Genomic DNA, 24,569 nt, shown 5'->3' with positions numbered 1-24,569 from the left:
AATCGCACTGCTTACTTCCACGCTGATGGCTAATCTTTACGTGGGTGAGATTCGCACTCACTGGTTCTTACGCACTTATCTTGGCGCACCATAAAAAAAAACTCCTTAAAATGAATGAATCAATAAGGCCAAAATAATTTTGGCCAGTAAGAATAAAAATAATCTTAATAACAAAAACAATAAGACAAATTTATAATTCACTTTTTCTAAGTAAAAACTGCGTTTGTCTTCTTTCATAAAACTTAAATCAAAAAAAATTTGAATCAAGAAAATTTCAAAATATTTTTTTACAAAAATTTTATGTTAAAAATTTAATTAAAACGAATCATATATATGTTGTTTATCTTTAATTTTGTAAAAATAATTTACAAGGAAAAAATCAACCTCAAAAAGTTGGAAATTTTAGTGTCTTTTAAAAAAACAAAATAAAGTTATGGTGGTTTATTTATTTTTATTTCTAAGCGGATTTAAATAAAATTATTTTTAATTTTTATTTTATATATATTTAATAAATTTCAATAAAAACAAAAGATGAAATTTTGAGATCTTATTTTGCAATATAAGTTTTGCTTAGTATTTTAGGTTAAAACTCAGATTAAATGTTAAATTACATAAGAAATAATTATGACGAAATTCATAGCAAAAGAGTATGCTTTAAAAGTAATCGGATAAATATATTAATTTATAAATGTAAAAAACGATATAAAATTAGAGCTAAATAATAAATTAAAACTACTCCATTTTACCTTTAAACTTAAATCATGATAAAATGAAATTTTTTCATGATAGTCATATTTTTTACAATGATTTATCATTTCATTAATTTCAGTGGGATTCAAATTACTTTCTATCATTCTTTTTTCAAATTCATTTATAAAATCATCCTGACAATTACTATCATTCAACAATGGATCTGCAATAAATAAAATTCCTTCTTTTTTTAATTTTTTATTACATTCTTCTATAAATATTTCTTTTCTCTCATGTCTAATGTGATGAAGGGCAAAACTAGAAAAAATAATATCAATACTACTATCACTTATTTTATAAATAAAATCATCCATTTCGTTATGATGTAATTCTTTTTCACAATCTAATTCTTGTAAGTTTTGTGAACTTAAATTTATTGATAATTTCGTATTATCAACTCCGATATATTTTTTAATTTTAAAGTTTTTTAAAACTGAAATTACATTACTTGAATCACCGCATCCAAGATCAATAAGAGTAATATTTTTATTTATCTTTTTGCTATATTCTTCAATAGTCTTAAAAAGAAAAAAATGTAATTCATTGTGGAAAAGAATATTTGAAGTAATAATATTCTTATATTCTGTCCATTTTTTTTTCAAAATAGCTGTCAAAATTTGCATTTAGATTGGTTTCCATTTTTTTTCCTTATTTTTTTCAAAAGCAAATAAATTTTTTAATAACTAAAATATACCTAAGATTTTTAAATATTTTCTGAATTTTATCAATAATTGTATGCTAAAAAAATTAATCGCTATAAATGCCTCAAGAAAAACCATTTATAAGATAATCCTACTTATCGAATTATAATCGTCTTTAACAAATGGCAAAAATATATTATATCATGTTTCTGATTTGTAGGATTAAATAAGAATTTAAAATTATTTTGTAAATTTTTAAATTAAGCTCTTTCCAATTTTTTTTCAAAAGGCAATTCATCAGGATTTTGCTGATTATATTTTATAGCAGTATAGGTAGACCATCTTAAAGTAACTACGCTAAGAGTAAGTAAACAAACATAATCATACGGTGAAATTAATTGATTGCTTCCACCAAAATTTCCAAAATAAGAAATCATTAAAATAGATACTAGATAAAAAAGAAACCAGCCCAATTCGTTAAATGCTTTTAATGTTCTTGTCGATTTATAAAAAATAAAACTAAATGAAAGGCCAATAAATACTGCAATACATAGCTTCCAAATATTATCCCAACCACACCAATAAAGCATTAATGAACATACAAAAAAGGATATATTAGAAATAAGATAAGGAAACGGCATTTTAAATGGTCTTGCCAAATCGGGTTTTTGTTTTCGAAAAGCTAATAAACAAATACCGCCAATGCCGTAAGTTAAAATACTTGTGGAGGATAAAAATGCGACCATTTTTTGCCAGCCCGGAAAAGGCAAAAATGTCAGCATTCCAAAACAAAAATTTACAATTATAGTGATATAAGGGATATGATGACGATTGAGCTTCAGTAACGTTTTAGGTAAAAATCCATTTTCAGCCATTCCATATAAAATGCGCGAAGTCGCCGTCGTATAAATAACGGCAGTTCCTAATGGAGAAACAACCGCATCTAAAAGTAAAAGTTTTGCAATGATGCCGAGGCCTAATACCAAAGCCAACCCGACCAATGGTCCTGCATCTCCTTGAAAAGAAAGGCTAGAAAATCCACCTTGAGCATCTAACATTGATTTTGGAACACCGACAAGAAAAGAATATTGCAAAAGAGTATATAAAATAAAGCCAACTAAAATGGCACCTAAAATAGATATGGGAATGTTACGTTGTGGATTTTTAACTTCACCTGCAAGAACCAAGCCATTTTGGAATCCTGTAAAAGCAAAAGCAATCCCACCAATAGCCAATGCAGAAAAAATATCATTCCAAGAATCAACAGAGGCAAAATGAAAAGAAGGGAGAGTTGGATTTTTTGTCACAAATATAAATGCTAGGGCTGCTAATACAGGAATAATAAATTTCCAAATTGATATATATTTGTTTACTTCTACAATAATTTTTATTCCAAAATTATTCAATATAACTAAAAATATCATAATAAACAGAGCACAAAAATATCCTGAAAACGTAAGACTTTGATCGGCATTTAATAAATTTGGCCAATAAATACTCGAATATTGTAAAACAGCTTGAACTTCAATTGGGATCATCACCAAATAAGAAAGCCACATAAGCCATGAAAAAATAAATCCGACAATTTTTCCATGTGTGAATTTAGGATAATTGGATAGACCTCCCGAAACGGGATACATTGCTCCTAACTCACATAGAGGTAATGCAATAAATATCATAAATATAGTTGCAATTAGCCAAGAAATTAAGGCTCCACTTCCCGCAATTTTAGCAGAATAATAAGAGGTAAATAACCAACCGCTACCAACCATACCTCCCGCAGAAGCAACTAAAATTGCTGTTGTGCTGATATCTCTTTTAAGTCCTTTCATTTATAACTAAATCCTTACTTGTTAAATTTTACAAAGTAATTATCAAATTGAGGGGTTGACAGTATATTGATTTTTATTTTTTGACAATCTTTGAAAAAATAATATTTCTGAATTAAAGAAGAAGAAAAAATATTTTAAAAATTCAAAAACTTAATTAACAAATAAAGTTACAATTTATCCTATCAATTTGGTAATTTCTTCACGAATAACATCTTTGGCAAATTGAGGAGCTTGCTCTCTTAGCCATTGCTCCAGTGTTTCTTTAACAAAACTTTGTATTAGTTTTTCTGATGAATTTTGTTGTTCTAATACACTTAATGAATCATCATCTACACCTAAAATAAAATCAACTTTCTTTTTAAAATCAATACTTGAAAATGGCTTTTCTATGAAATTAAAATGATCACCTTTTTCAAAATCTTTTATAGAGTCCGATTTTTCGAACATTATTAATACATTTTGATATTCCATATTTTTTTTAAATAAGTTTATATTTACAAGGTTGACATTTGTGATTATTAGATCAAATATTTGAGATTTTTTTTCTTTTTCAAATTTTATTAGATTATCAACAATAGTAATTTCATATAAATTTACGTTGGATAAAATAAGCTTGATCGCTTTATGCAAAGAGAGACTGCTTTCAAAAAATAATATTTTTTTCATACACCCATCCCATTATGAAATTTATCAATTCTAGTCCTATATTATTTTAATTTAACTCCTTGCTCAAATTATATTCTCTAGGGTAAATTTCAAATACGGTTTTACTCGCCACATCTTTGGCATACCAAGATATATAAATATTTTGATTGGTAAAAAGTTAAGGAATATATATGCAATCATCTGTATATGCTGGCTCATTTGATCCATGGACATATGGACATCAATTTGTACTCGACTCTGCATTAGAGGTATTTGAAAGTGTACACGTTGTCTCCGCAATCAACCCAGCAAAACAAAGTTTACTTAAACCTGAAGTCCGTGCTCGAGTGATTGCACATGCGATCGATCCTTTTATTGACTGGTGGGCTTTGGATCCCCCCTTTCGAGTCGGCGAAAAAGTGATTGTAACTTCACAAGAAGGTCTCGTTGCAGATTATGCAAAAGAAAATAATATCAGTCACCTTATTCGTGGACTCCGTTCAACATCAGACTTTGAAGCTGAATTTAACTTATACTTTTCAAACCAAGCAATTAATCCAAAGTTACAAACGTGGGCTGTTTTATGTCCACACCACTTACTTCACTGCTCTTCCACTTATGTAAAAACAGTTGTGGGCAAAGCTCATGTGAAGTCCGTTGGTGCCAAATTTGTAGCACAAGCTCTCATGTTAAATTGGGTTCGAGTTATTGGACAAATTTTTGATCTCATCGAAGTTTGTTCCTCTCACCGCTTTGATATTGATTCTTCCAATTTAAACGAAACAGATTTATCTGAATGTTTGCAGCTTTTGTTTTCTGCTTTAGCATTCCGTATCTTAAGAATTTCTCGTTCCGTTATGGTAAAAACATCTAAATATGTTGATACATTTTTAAAACAAAATGGATCTAGACTGCGTGAAGAAATCAAAGAAAATAAATATTATCCTCAAACAGAAATCAATAATCTTTGGGCAATATTAGCAAATTGTATTGAGCAAGATGCTATTTTTCCAGATGGAATTGATTCTGGAGTTTCTTATTTACTTTCCTTATCAAAAAATTTAGGAAAAACATCTATTAAACTATTTAATGAAGATGAAGTTTATCACGCATATGAAAATTTAAAAAAATAAAATAAGGGGTTCGAAAAATGGATGTACAAGCAACTGATTTTTTAGGTGCCTTTGATAATATAGACGAATCGCAAAAATTAATTAAAGAAACAGTTCGAAAGTTTGTTACTGAAAAATTTCAACCCAATATTACGGAAAATTTTGAAAAAGGCTATTTTCCAAAAGAATATATAAAAGAAATGGGAAATTTAGGTTTACTTGGCTGTAACTTAACAGGTTATGGTTGTGCTGGTTTAGACGAAGTATCTTATGGCCTCATTATGAAAGAACTAGAACGAGGAGATAGTGGGCTAAGAAGTTTTGCAAGCGTACAAAGCAGTTTAGCGATGTATGCGATTCATGCATTTGGATCTGAAAAACAAAAAAGTGAGTTTCTTCCGCACATGGCTAAAGGTGAATTTATTGGATGTTTTGGATTAACGGAACCTGATTTTGGTTCAAATCCTGCAGGAATGAAAACATTTGCAAAAAAAGACGGAGATGACTGGGTTTTAAATGGTTCAAAAACCTGGATCACCAATGCCCCCATAGCAAATGTGGCTATTGTTTGGGCTCAAACGGAATCTGGAATACGCGGTTTTCTTGTAGAAAAAGGAACAAAAGGATTTTCAGCTCCCGAAATTCATCATAAATTAAGTTTACGAGCATCGATAACAGGATCTTTATATTTTGATAATTGCCGAATTCCGAAATCAAATATGCTTGAAAATACTGTTGGATTAAAAAATGCTTTAATGTGTTTAAATCAAGCAAGATTTGGAATTATTTTTGGTGTTTTAGGTGCTGCGGAAGATTGTTTAAATGAAGCTCTTTCCTATACAAAAGAAAGAATTATGTTTGACAAACCACTAGCTTCTTTCCAATTAATCCAACGTAAGTTAGTGATAATGGCAACAGAAATTGCAAAAGGAAATTTATTAGCCATGCAATTAGCAAAACTCAAGCATGAAAAAACAGTCCAACCAGCACAAATAAGCATGGGTAAACAAAATAATGTTCAAATAGCTCTTGATTGTGCTAGAACAACTCGAGATATATTGGGAGCAAATGGTATCAGTGGAGAATACCGCTGTATGCGCCATATGTGTAATTTAGAATCGGTTTATACTTATGAAGGAACAAACGATATTCATTTACTTGTTGTTGGTCAGCAATTAACAGGTATTCCTGCTTTCGAATAATTAAAGGAAATATATTTACATGTTAATCGATACTCATTGTCACCTTGTTTCAGATAAATTAAAAGATAATCTTCCAACTCTTCTAGAAAATGCTAAAAAAGCAGGTGTACAAAAAATAATTAATATTGCTTATGATCCAGAAACTATTATTTTAGCACAAGAGCAATTAAAAGTATCTGACATGTTGTATATTACTTTAGGAATTCAACCTCATGATGCTTCAAAATTTACAATCGAAGAAGCAGAAAAAATAAAGCCCATCGCTCAAAATAATTTAAGACTCGTAGGAATTGGTGAAATTGGATTAGATGCTCATTACACTTTATCCCCAATGAATAAACAAATTGAGTGTTTTGAATATTTTTTACAAATGGCTTTGGAATTAAAACTTCCTATCGTTGTCCATGTCCGCGAAACTCATAAAGAGGTTTTAACAAGAATTATTCCCTATTCAAAAAAAGGTTTAACCGGAGTGATTCATTGTTTTACAGGTACCTTAGAAGAATCTAAAGAATTTCTTGATTGCGGTTTTTTTATTTCTTTTTCAGGAATTGTTACTTTTAAAAATTCAATAAGTTTACAAGAAGTAGCGAAATATGTTCCTGAAAATAAAATTTTAATTGAAACAGATAGTCCTTATCTTGCACCAACCCCCTTAAGAGGCAAGACAAACGAACCCGCATTTGTTCATCACACATGCGATTTTATTTCAAAACTTCGCAATGTAAAATATGATTATTTCGCAGAATTAACTGTCAAAAATGCGGAGTCCCTCTTTTTCAGAATGCATACTCCTTCCTAGGATTTTTATTTCATGTCAAATCAATCTATCAAGCTTCCCATTGATGATCTTATTCCCGAAATCATCAATCATATTAAAAAAGAAAAATCACTTATACTTCAAGCAACTCCAGGAGCGGGTAAAACAACAAGAGTACCTCCTGCTTTATTAAATTTATTTGATGGAAAAATTTTAGTATTAGAACCAAGAAGATTAGCAACGAAACTATCTGCAGAAAGAGTTTCCCATGAATTAAATGAAAAATGTGGAGAAACCGTTGGATATCAAGTACGATTTGATAAAGTAGAAAGCTCTAAAACAAAAATTAAATATATTACAGAAGGTATTTTTTCAAGACTCATTCTTTCCGATCCAAGTTTAAAAAATATTTCATGTGTTATTATTGACGAGTTTCACGAGAGACATATTCATACTGATATTGCTTTAATGTTAGTTAAATTATTGCAAAGCACTATTCGTCCTGATCTCAAACTTATAGTGATGTCTGCAACTTTAGAAACACAAAATTTACAAGAATATTTACCAAATGCTAAAGTCCTCCTTTCTGAAGGAAAAAATTTTCCTGTTACTTATGAATATTTAAATTTATCTGATGCCAATAAATCTCTATTCACTTTAGTTCCTTTAGCAATTGAAGACCTTTTAAAAAATGATGCTTGCCCAGGTCATATTTTAGTATTTCTACCAGGTAACTTTGAAATTAAACGTTGCGCTGATTGTTTAAAAGATTTAAGCATCAAATACAATTTTGAAATATTTCAATTAAAAGCAGATATTTCAATACAAGAACAACAAAAAATATTTTTAAAATCAAATATACGTAAAATTATTTTAAGCACCAACGTTGCAGAAACATCGGTTACAATTGATGGCGTTACAGGAGTTATTGATTCTGGGGTTGCCAAAATTGCAGGACATGGTAGTTGGAGTGGTCTTCCTACTCTAGATATCATGCCTATAAGTCAAGCTTCATGTATTCAAAGAGCAGGACGCGCAGGAAGAACAAGTCCAGGAATTGCAAAAAGATTATTTACACAACTCGATTATAATATGAGATCTCCCTTTCAAAAACCAGAAATTCAAAGAGTCGATTTAACTCAAACTATTTTAGAGTTAAAAATCATGGAAAAAAAATTAAAAAAATCCTTTACCTTTGATTCTTCTTTTGAAAATTTATTCCCATGGTTTGATAACCCCTCTAAAAATAATGTGGAATCTTCATTTGGTTTATTAAAAAATTTAAACGCATTTGATAAAGATAATAATGTAACTGAAATTGGAATAAAAATTTCTGAATATCCCTTACATCCTAGACTTGGGCGCATTTTAGTGGAATCGGAATTGAAATATATACTTGCTCAAGGAATTTTAGTTGTTTCTTTAATTAATGAAGGTCCCTTTTTAAAAAGAGGAAATCAATCTATAGATATTGCTCACTCAGATATTCAATATCAAATAGATTTATTTAAAAAAATCTATTTAAAAGAAAATATATCTTCATATAAAAAAGATCTTATTGATTTTAATGTAACGAAACGAATTGAAAATTTGGCAAAACAACTTTGTCACAGTTTTTCTATTGCTTTTTCAAATTGTTTCAAACCAATCTCTGATGAAAATTTAAGTCTTATTCTTTTATCTGGTTATCCTGACAGAGTCTGTCAAATTCGCTCTCAAAGTAAAAAAAATATTTCGGGCCGAAAAGAAATAAATTTATGTTTAGGTGGTGGTGCTTATATATCTCCATCAAGCGTCGTGCAAGACTCTGAATTCTTATTAGCCATTGATGCAGAAGAATCGGCAAATGCCCTTTCACAATCGAACTCTACCCAAATTCGAATTTGTCATGGAATAGAACCTGAATATCTTTTAGCTGCTCCTGAAGGATTTATTCAAGAACATGAAGAATACATCTGGGATAATGAGAATGAGAGAGTCAGGGGATATCAAAAATTAGTCTATGGCAAACTTGTTTTAGAAGAAAAACAAATAAAGGAACAAACAACTAAACACGAAGAAACACTCATAAAACAACTTTCATTAATGTGGCCTAAACCCTTTGAAGATGATAAAGCCCTTCAATTTTTAATAAATAGAGTTAAATTAGCAAAACAAAAAGGAGAAAAAATAAATATCCCAAATTTTTTAGATGAAGACTTTGAATTATTAATTTGTCATATATGTGAAAATAAAAAAAGCTTTAAAGAAATTTTAGAAAAAAATCTTGATGAATACCTTGATGAACTTATTTCTTATGACGATCAAAAAATATTATCAAATTTATTTCCAAGCCATATTAAAATTGGTAAAGGCAGAAAAGTAAAAGTTTACTATGAAGAAGACAAACCCCCTTGGGCTGCCTCTCGGTTACAAGATTTTTTTGGGACTTTAGATACTCCTCGTATTTGTAACGGTTCCATTCCACTTGTAATCCATTTATTGGCACCAAATATGCAATCTGTTCAAGTAACAACAGATCTTGCAGGCTTTTGGGAGCGTGGTTATTTAGAAGTAAAAAAAGAACTTTCGCGAAAATACCCTCGCCACTCTTGGCCTGATAACCCTAAAACAGCAGAACTCCCTGAAATAATCAATAGAAAGAAAAAATAAATATTTGAAAATATAAAATCAAATATTGTTGAATATTTTTTCGTATAGTTTTAATGCATTATCTGATGAATAAATGGGCGGGTAAATATTTTCAGTGCAAGTTAAATCAGGCCAATCATTTGTATCTTTAAAAAAGTCAGATAAAATATGAAATCTACATTTTTCAGCTTCATGATATTTATCTTCAAAAAATTCATCATAATTTATTCTAAAAGCAAACGGAATATGAGCTAATTTTTTAATTGAGATAAACTTTGTATTCTCTTCTAAAAATTTAGTTTTTAAAGCCAAAGCAAATTCTCGGGTTGTTGAAGTATCCGCCTCTCCATGAACTATTAAAGTTTTATAGGAAGATTCTTTTAAAAAAGAAAAATTACTTTTTTCAATTTCATATTCAGGTACTGCCGAACATTTTTCTACTGAATTGTCCACAAAACCAAAATGATTTGATGAATTTTTACTATACAAATATTTATCATTTTTTGTTAATTTTCTATTTGTAATTTCATTACAAAAAATATTGTAATGTAAATAGGAAGAATACTTATAATTTCCAATTTCTGTAATATTAATTTCATTTTTGTATTTAAAAATATTTTTAATTTGGTGTTCATCACAACTTTTTATAGATGAAATTAGAAATGCAAATAAAGGGGCTGTATAATTATATTGTAAAAGCCAAATAGACTTTTTTGATATGATTTCTCGAAGTTCATTTGGAAAATGATGACTACAATGTTCATGATTTTGAACATTTTTAAAAAGAATTTTAAGATCATCAAATGAATTTAAATTCATTTTTTCACTGCAATAAGGAGATTCCTTACAACTATCATAAAAAACTTTAATAGGATCTTCTACATTTCGATCATAAAAATTGCCATGTCCTAATAATATGGGTGACTCCAAATATACTTTTTGAATATTTTTATTTTTTTTACTTAAAACTCTTTGTGCCCATATCGTTCCATAACTGGAAGCATAAATTGAAACTGGAATATTTGGATACATTTCTAATATAGCATGAATGTCCATTCCTGCTTGCCAAGAATTAAAATATTGAAGATCATTTTTCCACTTATCTTTTAAATCTTTAAAACAAGCTTCAAATTTTTTATTATCAATATCTTGTATACTTAAAACTCTTTTGTCTCTTTCACACCACAAATTTTCAGAAAAACCACTTCCTCTATGATCTGGAATTAAAAATAACTGATCTTTATCATTATGATATAAATCTTTTGCCAAATCAGTATAAGAAGATCCAACACCTCCTGGGCCGCCACTCAATAACACAACAATTCTTTTTGGTTTTGGATTTCCGTATTTTTTAACATAAATTCCAATTTTTTTAGAATTTTTATCATTCCAATTTAGTGGTACTTTAATTTTCATACATTTTTCGATATTGCTAAACGAAGAATAATCACATCGATGCCACTTATTATAAATATATTGATTTAAATATGTTGTATTTGTTATATTATTTAAAACTTTATTCTCTAAAATTTCTAGTTTTTTTAGATTTATCTTATTTATTCCCCAGAATGTCATAATCGAAATAAAAATAACTATACCTAAAATATTTGTAAAATATTTAAATACTTTATTTGATTTTAATTTATTAGGAATAAAATAACGAAGAAAATTATAAATTTTTGTGAACATATTTTCCAATCTCTAAAAATAAATAATAAAATAAACAATTTCAATTGATAAGAGTTTAGAAATTTTTGTCAATATAGAAACTACTAAATATATTTAATTTATATATACTTTTTATTCTTTTATCAATTTTTTGATTTAGGGAATCTAAATATTTATAAAAAAATTTGATTTCTACAAAAATAGTATCTGTGAAAGAACTCATTGTTATTATATATTAATTCAATAATTTAATACGAAAAGAATACCAAAAAAAAATTGAAGCTCAGAAAATAAATTAGGAGCCCCAATTTATTTGGTAAAAGAAAGAAATACATTTAATTCGTTTCAACGACTCTATCATTTAAAGGATGAGTATCTCTGGCGTTATTGGGAAAAATTGTTTTAAACTTTTGTATTTGTTCTTCAGACACTTCAACATCATTTTTTAAAACAAGCCAATTTACTTTTTCATTGCAAGGAAAGGTAGTTAAAGAGCCAAAATAACTATAATAGGATAAGTCACTAGGTAAAATATCATTTAAATTTATTTTTAAATTGGTATTCAAAATCGTATGATCTTCCTTTGGCAAATTTTCGAAAAATTGTTTTAAAGCAAGATTTTCCTTTCCAGAGCACATTAAAATTGCCATCACAGCATATTCTCCTGATTCACTTTGATGAACAAGGTGAAGTTCTAAGTCGGATAATTTGCCATCTAATTTGTGTTCACTTGGTGCATGCAAGTGAAATTGTATTAATGAATATTTCACTTTTCCCAGTGTAATACTATTCGTATTATCAAATTTTGCTTTTATCGTATGCTGATTATTTTTTATTATTAACGGTGAAGTATGATAATTTGTAATAATTTTAGGCAGCATTGCATTTGTTTTTAATTCACTTGTAACAATATGAACAGGAGATTGTTTTTTCCCATGAGAACAAGAATTAAAATCCTCTATGAGTTTATTTTCACTCACATCTTCATTTTTTTCATCATAAATTTCTAGATGTTGAGAGTTTTTATAATGTTTTGTCTGAACACATCCAGCGAAATAAAAACAACAAAATAATGGGAATAAAAACCGAGAACTCATAAACTTAACCCTTTAAATTATAGCAATAAATATTTTATAAAAGGAAACTTAATCCATACTTTACAAAATTACTGTAAGTTACCATTTAAAATTTAGTTATACAAGAAACGATGTTTATTTAAACTTTTTTATAAATAAAAAAGACTGACTAAAAGTTGCAGATTTTGTTATAATCTAATGCGATAGACAAATTAATATCAATTATTTTTAAAGATATTATTATTCCCAGTTAATTGAATTTTTGATTTAATTATATTATTTTTTAAATTATATAAATATTTCAAATTTTAAATACTGCATTTTTTTCTCAAAAAATGCAGTCATAGATTAAAGTTTCAATCAATTTTATAATTATAATTTATTTAACAGATCCAAGCTTTTTATCTTCTTCTTCACCGCTTATTAAATGTGTAAGTTCATCCACTAAAACAAGTTTATTATTTTTAATTACGTAATATGCAACAACTTGAACTTTAACTTCTTTTCCATCCTTTTTTACGGCATCTATAATATGAACAGATGAGATTTGATCTTTTTCTGAAAGAATATATTTTAAAGTAACTTTTGTTGATTTTAAAAGTGATTTTTGTTTTTTTATGTGTGCTAAAAAATCTTCGTAGTTATATCTTTTTCCATCTACAAGTTGAATATAATCTTTTGAAAAATATTTAGATATTTTTTCTTCCGAATAATTTGGATCTTCTAATACATATTTAAATACATCTTTTACAATTTGTTTTGGATCTTGGGAAGGGTTTGCGAAGCTTGTAGTCGAAGTTGTTGAAATGGCTAGTCCTATTAAAGCGGTTGATCTTAAAACCTTTGATTTCATAATATTATCCTCTATTGAAAGTGAAACAAACTGTCTATATTGTTTGAAGTATCTCAAATGAACGTTCATTTGATAATAACCAAATAACAAAAATTGAATGAACGTTCAAGTAATATTTTAAGGAGACAAGAGTTTGGATAAAACAAAATCAAAAATTTTAAAGGCTGCGGCAGAACATTTTGTAAATAAAGGGTTTTCTGGGACGTCTATTAGCGATATTGCAAAATCTGCTGGGATAAACCAAAGTTTGATTTATCACCATATAGGTAACAAGCAAGATCTATGGAAAGCAGTAAAGTTATATTTGATCCCTGATAATTTAATTCAGGAATCCAATGAGTTTATAGAGTATGATTCAGTAGAAAACTTTTTAGACAAAATTATAGCTCAAAGAATTGGGCTATATTTAGCAGATAAAAGAATTACAAGAATAATTCAGTGGCAAAACTTAGAGGATTCTAATCAAGAAATAGCAGGGGGCAGTCAACTTTCCCCCAAAATATGGGTTCAAAAAATTGAGAAATTACAAGAAAAGGGAAAGATAACAGATAAATATCAAGCAGAGTTTTTTGCTTTTACCATATTTAGCTTAGTGAATAGCATTATATTTGATCATTTTCATATTTTTTCTGAAGACGAGACTAAAAGAAATAATTATATTCAGTTAATAAAAGAAAATTTATTAATCATTTTAAAAAAGAAATAATAAAATGATCAAAAAAGGAACTACTTCAAAACGTGAATTAAAAATTATCGATCCCAATAATGAGTGGGTTCAAATCTTTTTCCATATTTTGCACTAAGTTCTTTTAATTTTTCTTTCACTTTATTTTTACCTAAAACTTTTGCGTAATGGAATGGCCCTCCCAAAAATGGTGGGAATCCAAGACCAAATATGGCGCCTAAATCACCATCATCCTCAGACTTAATAATTTTTTCATCAAAACACCGAGCCGCTTCATTTAAAAAGACATACATACAACGGTCTGCTATTTTTTTATGGTCTAAGTTTTTACGCTCTTGCGTAAAATTTTTATAAATAGATTCATCTGGTTTTTCTTTTTTACCATCTAAGTAAACATAGAATCCTTTATTATTTTTTCTTCCCTTTCGCCCTTCTTTTGAAATATTTTCAATTTCTTTTGGTACTTTAAGTCTATCTGAAAAAGGCTCAAATAATACTTTTATAATATGCTCACCAACATCAATACCAACTTCGTCTAAAAGAGTGATAGGACCTACGGGCATACCAAATTTTTCCATAGCCTCATCTACATCTTCAATTTTACCGCCTTCTGCTAAAATATTTAAAGCTTCTGCAATTTGAAATGCTAAAATTCGAGTGGTGTAAAAACCAGGGCCATCATTTACAACAATAATTTGTTTTCCCATAATTGTTGCTAAATCAAAAACAGCAGATACAGCTTTAGGATCCGTTTTTTCAGTAGTAATAATTTCTACTAAAGGCATTTTGGGAACGGGAGAAAAAAAATGCATTCCAACAACATTTTCTGGATTTTTCGCTGTTGCCGCAATTTTTGATATTGGCAAACTACTTGTGTTTGTAGCAAAAATAAAATTTGAATTTGGAATAGAGTCTTCACATTTTTTTAAAACATCGTGCTTAATTTTTATATCTTCAAATACAGCTTCTATAATAATTGGTGAAGATTTTAAAACTGAAAAATCAAGTGAGGGACTCACTCGATATACTTTAGAATCCCGCTCAAACCATTTTATTCTTTTCTTTTTGAAACGCTCTTCAAAGTAACTAGAAACAGATTTTAAGCCTCTTTGTAAACCAGAAGACTCTTTATCAATAATCACACTTCTAATATCTTTTTCAGCCAAAACTGTTGCAATACCATTTCCCATTAATCCCGCACCTAAAATACCAACCGTTGAATTTCCTTGCTCGAGATCGTTTGTATATTGTTCTTTAGATGAGTCCTGAATCGTTTTGGAATACGGATTTTTTTTCGCCGCTGTCATAATATTAAAAATGTGAACTAACGATCTGCTTTCTTCACTTATGACCAATTCTCCAAAAAGTTTTGCTTCAATTTCCAAACCTTTTTCTAATGAAACTTCAACACCACGCATAACACTTTCAAGAGCTTTTAAAGGCGCGGGGTAACGTCCTTTGGTACTTTTCATTACCATGCCACGACTTTGTTTCGTTATTAAAAATCGGCCTAATGGATTTCCTTCTAATGCAATTTTTTGAAAATCAAAGCTTCCTTGCATAGAAGAAACAATTCCTAATGAAGAAGGTAACACTCTTTTTCTAAATTTATTTTGCTTGCATAAAGCAATTGCCTTTTCAAGCAACTGGTTTTCGGGAACAAGATCGTCAACAAGACCTAGTTTCAAAGCTTTTTTTCCGTCTACTTTTTTTCCGGTAAGAATAAGATCGAGGGCTTGAGCAATTCCAATTAGTCTTGGCAGTCTTTGAGTACCACCTCCTCCTGGCAAAATTCCCAATTGAACTTCTGGTAATCCAAGTTGTGTTGACTTATGAGTTGTGCAAATGCGGAAGTGACAAGCGAGTGATAGTTCAAGACCACCACCTAAACAGGTTCCATGAATTGCGGCTACCGTTGGAACCTTTGCATTTGCAAAATAATTTACAATACGATGCAATTCCTTACTTCCTCTTTCACCAGCATCTTTACTTGTAAACGTTTCAAAAATAGAAATATCTGCACCAGCTGCAAAACAATTCTTTTTTGATGAAGTAATTACAATTCCTTCTACTTTATCATTTGCTAAAATTTTTGGTAAATTTTCATCGATATCTTCGAGCATGGAAACGGTAAAACTATTTACAGCTTTTGCTTCATCGTTCATGTCTATAATGCAAATTCCATCTTTCATTGAAAAATGAAAGACTTTTGATTTTGAAGTTAAATTCATTTTTAAATTCTCCTTTCTTTTGTTACTTTGATTCAAGTAACATTGCCATCCCAATTCCCCCGGCAGCACAAACAGCGACTACCGCATATTTGCCACCTTTTCTTTTTAGTATGCGAAGAGCATTTCCAATTAATCTTGCCCCTGTTGCGCCAAATGGATGCCCAATTGCAATCGCACCGCCTTGAATATTAATTTTTGATGGTGGAATTGTTCCAAATAAAGGGGAATCTAACTTTTCACGGCAGAATGTTTCGTTATTCATACAATCTAAACAACTTAATACTTGCCCCGCAAAAGCTTCATGAATTTCAAAAATGTCAATATCATCTTTTGTTAAATTATTTCTCTTTAATATTTTAGGAATAGCATAAGCTGGACCAATTAATAATTGATCATTTGGATCAACAGCCACAGTTACAGTATCAACAATATAACCAAGATAAGGTAATTTTTTTTCTTTAACGTAACTTTCACTTGCTAATAATGCGACAGCGGCTCCATCTGTTAAGGGACTTGAATTTGCAGCTGTTATCGTTCCGTTACGTTTGTCAAAAACAGGTTTTAATTTTGTCATAGATTCTATAGAAGTATCAGCTCTTACCATATTATCTTTATCAACAAATATATTTTTATCTTTTCCTGTCCACACAGGAACAATTTCATCCTTTAAATGTCCAGCTTCGATTGCAGAAGCCGCATTAATATGGCTTTTATATGCTAATTCATCTTGTCTTCCACGAGAAACATTATTTTTAACTGTCATTATTTCTGCATGCTCGCCCATTGTTAACCCTGTAAAAGGTTCTGCAAGAGCGGGAGGTTTAGGTAAAAACCATTTTGGATTCACACTACCAATAAGGGAAAGTCTTTCTTTAAATGATCTTGCTCTAGACATTTTAGTTAAAAAACGACGAGCTTCATCTGAAAAAGGAATGGGAACATCGGATAAAACTTCAACTCCCCCAGCTAAAACCAATTTATTTTTTCCAAGTAAAATTCTATCTGCGGCAATTTCCGCTGTCTGTAGAGAAGAGTTACAAGCTTTATTTAATGTAAACCCTGCTATTGTAGTTGGAAGCCCTGAAAATAAAACAATTTCACGAGCCAAATTTGCATTTTTAGTTTGTGGAATCACGACTCCCCAAATACATTCATCAATATCAGATGCCTGAACACCCGTTTTAGAGATAACTTCACTAGCGACTCTTAAACTTAATGAGAGTGCCGTTTCTTGTTCAAAAACTCCAAAAGATTTTACAAATGGAGTTCTCACAGTACTTACAACGACAACTCTTTCTTTTTTAGAACTTGAACTTTTTTTCGTACTGTTCTCAGTGCTCTCATTATTTTCCATTCATTCACCTCATTCATGATTAAACCCAAGTCCTCTAATATTATGGTGATAACAGTATCAGAACTTTTCATAAGCCCCAAATTTTTTAAATTTAGAATTTTTTTCTACTCTGCATTGTTAAGTTAAATAATTTAAATAAACAGAATGATTTTAATTTGGTTTCTATTTTGTTTTTTTACTTTATTCATTTTTAATAATTGATTTTATCACTATAAAGCTTTGAATTCGTCTTTAGTTAGCCCTTTTCAATCTTTAATCAAAGTGGTAAATCACCTATAGCTTTAACGTTTGTCATCGCAAATGCTAATAGCATAAATTAATTTAAACTTTATATTTAAGGAATCTATTATGGGTCGTCATAACACAATTGCAGGGCGAATGGCCTCTAGTGCAGCAGCAAAAGGACGTCTTTTTACAAAATTAGCAAGAGAAATCATGGTTTCCGCAAGAGCAGGAAGCGACTTGAATTCGAATGCTGCTTTAAGATCGGCAGTGAATAAGGCAAAAGACAATAGTATGCCAAAAGAAAATATTGAAAGAGCAATTAAAAAAGGCTCTGGAGAAATGACAGGCATGAGTTTTGAAGAAATTACTTATGAAGGCTATGGGCCAAATGGTTCTGCTATTATGATAGAAGTTCTTACAGATAACCGAAATAGAACACACCCTGAATTGCGTCGTATTTTTCAAAAAAATGGTGGCAATATGGGTGAAATGGGTGTCGTTGCTTGGATGTTCAAAAAACGTGGTGTTTTTGTAATAGATTCCTCAAAAGTTTCAGAAGATAAAATTATGGAAGTTGCTCTTGAAGCAGGAGCTGAAGATATTATTACCGAAGATAATTATACAACCGTATATACTGAAGTTGTAAACTTTGCTACTATCCGGGAAGCTTTAATAAATGCTGACATCCCCTTTGAAAAAGCAGGTCTTGAATTAATTCCAGACAATCTTGTTTCCTTATCAGGAGATAATGCAAAACAAGCTTTAGAACTTGTTGATAAATTAGAAGAACATGATGATGTTCAAAACGTTTATCATAATTTTGATATTCAAGAATAATAATTTATTTTGATTAAAGGAAATTTTATGTCAAAGTATTATTTTACAAATAAATATTTAACTTATAATGAAATGATTTCTGACATAGATAACCTTTGTAAACAAATACCAAAAAAAATTGAATTTGAAAAAATAGAACTTGCAAAAACCCTTGAAAATAGATTCATTATTGCTTTAAGAGTTTATCCAAAAGGAAAAAAGATAGATCAGCCTACTATATGGATTGATGCAAATATGCATTCCAATGAATTGATTGGTACAAATGCAGTTTTGGCTCATATCGAAAACTTAATTCAAAAACTTATATTTAATGAATCAAAGTTTTATTCTGTTAACTATGTTTTTGTTCCTCGAATTTGTCCTGATGGAGCGGAACAATATTTTACAGAAGGAAAACGAAGTAGAAGTAATGCTCGTGATTCTAGAAGTAAGATTGAAAAAGGAACTTTTTGGAATCGTCAATGTTTAGTTGATAAAGAAACAAAAGACAATGGTTATGATCTTTTTAAAAATAAAAAACGAATTGGATTGATGAGAAAAAAAACCAGTTCTGGGATTTGGGTTTGTGATGAAAAATATCCAGAATTAATGAGACGAAGAGAGCTTGGAGACAAAGAGCCTTTTTATAATATTTTTCCGGAAGGAATGATAGAAAATTATGATGGTCTAAATATACCATTCGCACTAAATTTAGGTGATAATGAAATTGATTTAAATCGTAATTTTCCAGTTGAATGGGCTCCAAATTATACTGAAAATAAAAGTGGTAAAATTTCTTTATCCGAAATTGAAAGCAGAGCAATTGCCGATTTTTCTTCCAAAATACCCCAAATATATTTTTGGCTAAATTATCACTCTTTTGGTGGCGTATTTATTCGTCCTTTAGAATCTAAAGATGACTGTGAAATGAATATTTTAGATAGAAGTATCTACCAAACTCTTGATAAAAAACTAGAAGAAATCACAGGCTATCCATCTGTAAGCGGTCACAAAGAATTTACTTATATTCCAGGAAAACCATTACAAGGCTGCCTCTCTTCCTATGCATATCACTCCTTAGGGGCTTATTGTTACGTTTGTGAATTATGGGATCTCCCACAAAGAATTGGTAGAAATGAAAGGCCATTTATAAATAGATATGATTTTTGGTCGAAAAAAGAATGGCGAAGTGTTTATGAGTATGACCGTGATGAAAATCAAGGAATTATGTTTGGAAATTCTTGGAAAAAATACAATCATAAACAACTTGGAGAGGTTGAAATTTCTGAAATTCCCACTTTTTTTGGAATTAATAACCCTCCACAAAAATTAATTCATGAAGTCATTCAAAATCAAGTTCCACTTTTATCTTTATTTGTTGATATTGCACCTTTACCAAATGTTTCTGTTAACTTATCAAAAGAAAGTACAAGTAATTTAAAATATGCTGAATTAACTATTTCCAATGATGGATTTTTACCTACTTTTGTTTCTGAAGCGAGAAGCCGATCACAGGGCTCCAAAAAAATTATAATTGAAGTACTTGATATTAAAAATGCTACTCTTATTGGAAATTCTATTTATCAAATAGATCCACTTGCAGGATATTCCCCCATTATTAATGGATGGATAAATTCTGTTGACATTGGAACAAATTTATATACCACGAAAACAATTAAAATTCCTTTTCAAACCGAAAATGAAAAAAGCAAATTCAGTGCTATATTTAAAGTTAGCTTTTCTCATTTAGGGGAATATTATGCTAAATTTGTTAATGAATAACTTCTTTTATTTTTATTAATAATTGTTTTAATAAAAAAGGCTTTTCAATTAATAAGGAACTATCTCTAGAAAATTCATTTCTCAAAAGAATATCCTCGGTATGACCTGTCAAAAATATTATTTTCATTTCAGGAAATAATTGTGCTATTGAATCTGCTAAATTTTTTCCACTAAATAATGGCATTATGATATCTGTAATTACTAATTTAACTTCATTTCCTTTGTTTTTTAAAATTTCAATTGCTTCGTATCCATTTTTAGCTAAATAAACATCATATCCAAATATTTTTAAAGAATTCGAAATAGATTCACTTAACTCTTCTTTATCTTCTACTACGAGTATTTTTTCTTTACCTTCAAAATTTATATTATTTTGTTCGTCTAATTGTAAAGAATTTAATTTTAAATCAGTAGCTGGAAAATAAATTTGAAATGTCGTACCTTTTCCTAATTCACTATGGACTACTATAGAACCTTTATATTGCTCAACTATAGAATATATTGTTGCTAAACCGAGTCCTGTTCCTTTACCCTCTTCTTTTGTAGAGAAGAAAGGTTCAAAAATTCTTGCTTGAACATTTGAATCCATTCCAACTCCATTATCAATTACTGATAAAACAACATAATGACCCGCTTTCAGAAAATGGCTACCCAAAGCAGTATCTTCCAGAATTTCTTTATTTGAGGTTTCAATTTTAATAAGACCAATCTCACCAATAGCATCTCTAGCATTGATAATTAAATTTAAAATAACTTGTTCAATATGAGCAGGATCAGCCAAAACATTTTCAATTTCAATTGATAGATCTTTTTTTAATTGCATATTTTCTGGTAATAATCTTATTAACATTCTATCAATATCTTCAATAATTAAATTAATATTGAGCGATATTAAATTCACTCTTTGTTTTTTACTAAAACTTAAAATTTGTTGTAATAATTTAGCAGCATGTTTTGATGTTTTTTTAATTTGTTCTGTTTGTTTTTTTACGACAGGAGATATATTTTGTGATGAATTTAGAATAATATCACAGTTTAAATTAACTATTGTAAGCATATTATTAATATCGTGAGAAATCCCACCAGCAAGTTGCCCAATGGATTCCATTTTTTGCGAACGTTGAATTTTTTCTTTTAAATCTGTCTGATATCTTGTTCTTAAAAAATACTTATTTTGATCTAAACTCATTAATTTTAATTTCACACTATCTGTTACATCATCAATTTTCATAATGATATAATTTAATTTTTTATTTCTATCAAATATAGGTAAATTTGAAACTTTCCAATATTTTAAAACTTGAGTTTGAATTCCATTTAGATTCACCTTAATATTAAATTTTTGAATATCCATAAATTCTTCTGTATGTTCATTAAGAACTTTATCTAAGGATAATTTTAAATTCTCTATTCCTGAATCTTCTTCCATGTGCAAATTTATTTTGAAAAAATAAAATAGATTAAATCTAACAATCAAATGTCGTTTCATATTCAATAAGTTAACAAACTGATTGCTTGCCGATTTTATCACTAAATTATCATCTAAGATAACATACGACATGGGCAATAAGTCGCATAAAGATTTATAATCAAGCTCATCTTTTAATTCTTTAACCAAAGAAAACCTCTTTATTTAAAAGCATAAAAGTTAATAAAAATGAAATTAAATCTAAAAATTAAAATAATTCATAACGAAGAGCAAAACTATTCCTTTTCGTTTACGATTTGGTTGTCATCATCGATCCATTCATTAAACCCATGTTTTCTTAAAGCTTCGATGATTGACGACCTTTCTGTTACAATCATTTCTCGTTCACAAAATTTATTATCTAAATAGCCTCGATGATCATCATAAGGATTGCAAATGGCAAGTCTATATTCTTCTAATGGGGCAGCACCAACACTCATGAGATCATCAAAGTTTTCTAGACTGACTTCGGAAAAATCATATTTTAATTGATTTGAAGGAATGTATGGCAAATTATGTGAACGAGCAAGACATCTTGCTAGAGTAGACTCATCAATATAATTTAAATCAAGAAGAGCATCGGCCACAGATAGTTTCCAATTTTCTGCAAATTTTGTAACAATAGACCAATCTATTTTATCAATTTTAATTTCATAATTAAGTACTTCATAAAGATTAGGGAGAATTAAAGATGAGTTATTCATAAAATCCTAGTTAAGTTTTTTTTTGAGTTTCAATTAATTTTTTTATTTCCATTATTTTTGAAGCAATACCCTTCGATATTTTTCCAAGTTCTGGGTCCGACTCCAACTGATAAGGAAGCATGTCTGATAAAATTTTGCTAGTCATTTCCAAATTTTTTAAAGATTTTTCAAATTGCTGTTCTTTAAGTTGGACTAGAGCCAAATGATAAATAATAACAGGCTCTTCTGGTTCGAATTTCAATGCCTCTTGAATATATTTTAATGAGTTTTTTAAATCATTTTTTTGAAAATAAAGCCAGCCTAATGAATCTAAATAAAAACCATTTTTCGGATTAATCGTGACAGCCTTATGGAGTATTTTACGAGCATATTCTATTTTTTGATTCCGCTCCACTAAAGTATAACCAAGAAAATTTAAACCATCTCCATAATTGGGCCATTTTATATATATTTGTTCTGCAAATTGCAGAGAAGCCTCTTCCGATTCTGCATATCTTAAATATTCAGCTTTTTTTAAGTATAATTCTTTTGCTTCTGGTACTTTTTTGAGAGACGTATTTATGATTTCAACCGCTTCTTTATAATGTAAATAAAATGCTAAAATATTTGCTTTAAATATGGTATCTTCTGCAATGTTACTTTCTGAAATTTCAAAACTTTTAATATTTTTTTCAGCTTCTTCTTTATTATTTGAATTAATGTATATTAATATTTTTGCCTTTTTAGAATCGTGGTATAATTCGCTTTCTTGAGTTATTTTATTTAAATAATCAATTGCTTCATTAAATTTACGTTGACCTTCACTACATATTGCAAGATAATACATAATGACTGAATTATTATACTTCTCCTTTGAAAGTTCTACCAATCTTTTAGAAGCACCTTTAAAATCTTTATTGACAATTAAAATTTTGGAAATTTGAAAAGAAAACTCAGGAGGAAATGGGATATGCTCATCAGAGCTTGCCTCTAATTTTAATAGTATAGATAAAGCTTCTTGTAACTTTTTTTGATACAATAGAATATTTACATAGTTTTGTGCATTTAAATTATTGTCCGATTCTTTTTCAAAAGCCAATTTAAAATATTTTTCTGCTTCAGAATAGTTTTTTAAATTTTGCTCAATTTTTGCGATAATTGTAATTATTTCTATATTTTCAGAGTCTAATAAGTAAGCGTTTTTTGCATATTTTAAAGCACTCATATTATTTTTTTCCGTATAATATTTTTGTGCTAAAGCTAACATTACATTTGTTGACTTAGGATTCTTTGATAAAAAATTTTCTAAAATTCTTTTTTTATTATTTTTTATATTTGAAGCATAAAAAATAACAATTGCTTCATTATTTGGATATTTTTTATAAGCTCTTTCAAGGGTCGTAATTAAAGAATTATAATCACCATTCAATTGATAAACCGAAGCAATTAAAATTTCGATATCAGGTTTTTGTGGAAAAAGAACTTCTAGTTTTAATGCAATTTCAAGAGCTTTTTCATTTTTTTTAAGATTAATAAGGGTATTCGTTAGATTAATTCCACATATTAATGTTTTGTTTGTAAAAAAAGAGGCTGTATATAGTTTTTCAGCAATGATGTAATTTCTTTTTTCTTCAAATATTTTACCAAGTAAAAATGCTTCATCTGCATCTGATGAAGATAATTTGTTAGCTTCAAAATTTTGGATTATTTTATTTATCCGATTTTGAGCATAAGGAGATACAGTGGTTGGAGGATCTTTATTGCTATTTATTTCTTTGTCCGTTTCATTTTTTTCAATCGGCAAATGAATTGAATCTGCACTTGTATTTAAATTTGTTTTACTAGCACAAGAATTATTTAAAACGAACATAACAATGATAAAAATGAATTTAGCGTTCTTACCAAAACAAGACATTTCATTATCCTTGTTAAGTTATTCCCTAAAGCCCGTTCGCAAAGCGATAAGGTATTCCATCAAATGATCCACTCGACATGAATACAATTGTATCACCTGGACTGACTTGTTGTTTTAGGGTCTCAAGCAATTTTTCATTGTCGTCAAAATAACTTGCATTTTCACCACAGGCCTTAGCAACAGAGGGGCCATCTAAAATTTCATCTTTCTCCATTCTCATATCCTGTGGCACTTTCCCTA

At 29.1% G+C, this 24,569-nt stretch carries 18 protein-coding genes and 1 pseudogene; 7 read left to right on the top strand and 12 right to left on the bottom strand.

The window, feature by feature from the left end; genetic code table 11:
• Positions 1–677 precede the first annotated feature (677 nt).
• The 3 genes from ACIQ56_RS04010 to ACIQ56_RS04000 form a co-directional block, all read right to left on the bottom strand.
• On the bottom strand, positions 678–1,373 hold the full coding sequence (locus ACIQ56_RS04010) for a class I SAM-dependent methyltransferase (RefSeq protein ID WP_397599784.1): 696 nt from the start codon (positions 1,371–1,373) through the stop codon (positions 678–680).
• Positions 1,374–1,651: 278 nt separating this feature from the next.
• Positions 1,652–3,223 (bottom strand): APC family permease, encoded by a 1,572-nt coding sequence (locus ACIQ56_RS04005; RefSeq protein WP_397599783.1) that lies wholly within the window; start codon positions 3,221–3,223, stop codon positions 1,652–1,654.
• Between the two features lie 174 nt (positions 3,224–3,397).
• Positions 3,398–3,889, bottom strand: coding sequence for a hypothetical protein (locus tag ACIQ56_RS04000; RefSeq protein ID WP_397599782.1), 492 nt, complete (start codon positions 3,887–3,889; stop codon positions 3,398–3,400).
• Between the two features lie 170 nt (positions 3,890–4,059).
• Here ACIQ56_RS04000 and coaD point away from each other — a divergent pair, with 170 nt between their 5' ends.
• The 4 genes from coaD to hrpB are packed head-to-tail and all read left to right on the top strand — an operon-like array spanning position 4,060 to position 9,594.
• Positions 4,060–5,001 (top strand): pantetheine-phosphate adenylyltransferase, encoded by a 942-nt coding sequence (gene coaD, locus ACIQ56_RS03995; RefSeq protein ID WP_397599781.1) that lies wholly within the window; start codon positions 4,060–4,062, stop codon positions 4,999–5,001.
• Positions 5,002–5,018: 17 nt separating this feature from the next.
• Entirely contained in the window at positions 5,019–6,182 is a 1,164-nt protein-coding gene (locus ACIQ56_RS03990) for an acyl-CoA dehydrogenase family protein (protein ID WP_397599780.1), read from the top strand.
• Between the two features lie 19 nt (positions 6,183–6,201).
• On the top strand, positions 6,202–6,984 hold the full coding sequence (locus ACIQ56_RS03985) for a TatD family hydrolase (RefSeq protein ID WP_397599779.1): 783 nt from the start codon (positions 6,202–6,204) through the stop codon (positions 6,982–6,984).
• Positions 6,985–6,996: 12 nt separating this feature from the next.
• Positions 6,997–9,594, top strand: coding sequence for an ATP-dependent helicase HrpB (gene hrpB / locus ACIQ56_RS03980; protein WP_397599778.1), 2,598 nt, complete (start codon positions 6,997–6,999; stop codon positions 9,592–9,594).
• Between the two features lie 18 nt (positions 9,595–9,612).
• Here the strand turns inward: hrpB and ACIQ56_RS03975 are convergent, their stop codons facing one another.
• The 3 genes from ACIQ56_RS03975 to ACIQ56_RS03965 form a co-directional block, all read right to left on the bottom strand.
• On the bottom strand, positions 9,613–11,262 hold the full coding sequence (locus tag ACIQ56_RS03975) for an alpha/beta fold hydrolase (protein ID WP_397599777.1): 1,650 nt from the start codon (positions 11,260–11,262) through the stop codon (positions 9,613–9,615).
• A gap of 314 nt (positions 11,263–11,576) precedes the next feature.
• On the bottom strand, positions 11,577–12,338 hold the full coding sequence (locus ACIQ56_RS03970) for a carbonic anhydrase (protein ID WP_397599776.1): 762 nt from the start codon (positions 12,336–12,338) through the stop codon (positions 11,577–11,579).
• 358 nt (positions 12,339–12,696) lie between these two features.
• Complete coding sequence (locus tag ACIQ56_RS03965; RefSeq protein ID WP_397599775.1) at positions 12,697–13,170, bottom strand: nuclear transport factor 2 family protein; 474 nt, start codon at positions 13,168–13,170, stop codon at positions 12,697–12,699.
• A gap of 133 nt (positions 13,171–13,303) precedes the next feature.
• On the opposite strand from ACIQ56_RS03965, the gene ACIQ56_RS03960 reads away from it, so the two are divergent.
• On the top strand, positions 13,304–13,876 hold the full coding sequence (locus ACIQ56_RS03960) for a TetR/AcrR family transcriptional regulator (RefSeq protein WP_397599774.1): 573 nt from the start codon (positions 13,304–13,306) through the stop codon (positions 13,874–13,876).
• A gap of 44 nt (positions 13,877–13,920) precedes the next feature.
• On the opposite strand, the gene ACIQ56_RS03955 is transcribed toward ACIQ56_RS03960, so the two are convergent.
• Both ACIQ56_RS03955 and ACIQ56_RS03950 read right to left on the bottom strand, forming a co-directional pair.
• Complete coding sequence (locus ACIQ56_RS03955) at positions 13,921–16,086, bottom strand: 3-hydroxyacyl-CoA dehydrogenase NAD-binding domain-containing protein (protein ID WP_397599773.1); 2,166 nt, start codon at positions 16,084–16,086, stop codon at positions 13,921–13,923.
• A gap of 22 nt (positions 16,087–16,108) precedes the next feature.
• Entirely contained in the window at positions 16,109–17,440 is a 1,332-nt protein-coding gene (locus tag ACIQ56_RS03950) for a thiolase family protein (RefSeq protein ID WP_397599772.1), read from the bottom strand.
• Between the two features lie 348 nt (positions 17,441–17,788).
• Between ACIQ56_RS03950 and ACIQ56_RS03945 the strand changes: the two genes are divergently transcribed.
• On the top strand, positions 17,789–18,502 hold the full coding sequence (locus ACIQ56_RS03945; RefSeq protein WP_397599771.1) for a YebC/PmpR family DNA-binding transcriptional regulator: 714 nt from the start codon (positions 17,789–17,791) through the stop codon (positions 18,500–18,502).
• Between the two features lie 27 nt (positions 18,503–18,529).
• A complete protein-coding gene (locus tag ACIQ56_RS03940) occupies positions 18,530–20,263 on the top strand; it encodes a M14 family metallopeptidase (RefSeq protein ID WP_397599770.1) in 1,734 nt (577 codons plus the stop codon).
• Here ACIQ56_RS03940 and ACIQ56_RS03935 read toward each other — a convergent pair.
• The 4 genes and pseudogenes from ACIQ56_RS03935 to ACIQ56_RS03920 all read right to left on the bottom strand — a co-directional run.
• Positions 20,253–21,881, bottom strand: a complete 1,629-nt coding sequence (locus ACIQ56_RS03935) for an ATP-binding protein (protein ID WP_397599769.1) — start codon at positions 21,879–21,881, stop codon at positions 20,253–20,255. The two genes, ACIQ56_RS03940 and ACIQ56_RS03935, sit on opposite strands and share 11 nt — an antisense overlap.
• Positions 21,882–21,967: 86 nt before the next feature.
• Complete coding sequence (locus ACIQ56_RS03930) at positions 21,968–22,435, bottom strand: hypothetical protein (RefSeq protein WP_397599768.1); 468 nt, start codon at positions 22,433–22,435, stop codon at positions 21,968–21,970.
• Positions 22,436–22,445: 10 nt separating this feature from the next.
• Entirely contained in the window at positions 22,446–24,329 is a 1,884-nt protein-coding gene (locus tag ACIQ56_RS03925) for a hypothetical protein (RefSeq protein WP_397599767.1), read from the bottom strand.
• Between the two features lie 25 nt (positions 24,330–24,354).
• Positions 24,355–24,569 (bottom strand): annotated as a pseudogene (locus ACIQ56_RS03920) (hypothetical protein); the annotation flags it as partial.

This window comes from Silvanigrella sp. (genome assembly GCF_044369315.1).
In the GTDB taxonomy this organism is placed as follows: domain Bacteria; phylum Bdellovibrionota_B; class Oligoflexia; order Silvanigrellales; family Silvanigrellaceae; genus Silvanigrella.
Note: the sequence above shows the minus strand (reverse complement) of the source record. Positions and strands in the feature narration are given on the sequence as shown.

Coding starts and splice junctions, on each gene's coding strand:
- ACIQ56_RS04000 (WP_397599782.1), bottom strand. CDS start 3,889: ATGAAAAAAATATTATTTTTTGAAAGCAGTCTCTCTTTGCATAAAGCG.
- ACIQ56_RS03990 (WP_397599780.1), top strand. CDS start 5,019: ATGGATGTACAAGCAACTGATTTTTTAGGTGCCTTTGATAATATAGAC.
- ACIQ56_RS03945 (WP_397599771.1), top strand. CDS start 17,789: ATGGGTCGTCATAACACAATTGCAGGGCGAATGGCCTCTAGTGCAGCA.
- hrpB (WP_397599778.1), top strand. CDS start 6,997: ATGTCAAATCAATCTATCAAGCTTCCCATTGATGATCTTATTCCCGAA.
- ACIQ56_RS03970 (WP_397599776.1), bottom strand. CDS start 12,338: ATGAGTTCTCGGTTTTTATTCCCATTATTTTGTTGTTTTTATTTCGCT.
- ACIQ56_RS03930 (WP_397599768.1), bottom strand. CDS start 22,435: ATGAATAACTCATCTTTAATTCTCCCTAATCTTTATGAAGTACTTAAT.
- ACIQ56_RS04010 (WP_397599784.1), bottom strand. CDS start 1,373: ATGCAAATTTTGACAGCTATTTTGAAAAAAAAATGGACAGAATATAAG.
- ACIQ56_RS03925 (WP_397599767.1), bottom strand. CDS start 24,329: ATGTCTTGTTTTGGTAAGAACGCTAAATTCATTTTTATCATTGTTATG.
- ACIQ56_RS03940 (WP_397599770.1), top strand. CDS start 18,530: ATGTCAAAGTATTATTTTACAAATAAATATTTAACTTATAATGAAATG.
- ACIQ56_RS04005 (WP_397599783.1), bottom strand. CDS start 3,223: ATGAAAGGACTTAAAAGAGATATCAGCACAACAGCAATTTTAGTTGCT.
- ACIQ56_RS03975 (WP_397599777.1), bottom strand. CDS start 11,262: ATGTTCACAAAAATTTATAATTTTCTTCGTTATTTTATTCCTAATAAA.
- ACIQ56_RS03985 (WP_397599779.1), top strand. CDS start 6,202: ATGTTAATCGATACTCATTGTCACCTTGTTTCAGATAAATTAAAAGAT.
- ACIQ56_RS03965 (WP_397599775.1), bottom strand. CDS start 13,170: ATGAAATCAAAGGTTTTAAGATCAACCGCTTTAATAGGACTAGCCATT.
- coaD (WP_397599781.1), top strand. CDS start 4,060: ATGCAATCATCTGTATATGCTGGCTCATTTGATCCATGGACATATGGA.
- ACIQ56_RS03950 (WP_397599772.1), bottom strand. CDS start 17,440: ATGGAAAATAATGAGAGCACTGAGAACAGTACGAAAAAAAGTTCAAGT.
- ACIQ56_RS03955 (WP_397599773.1), bottom strand. CDS start 16,086: ATGAATTTAACTTCAAAATCAAAAGTCTTTCATTTTTCAATGAAAGAT.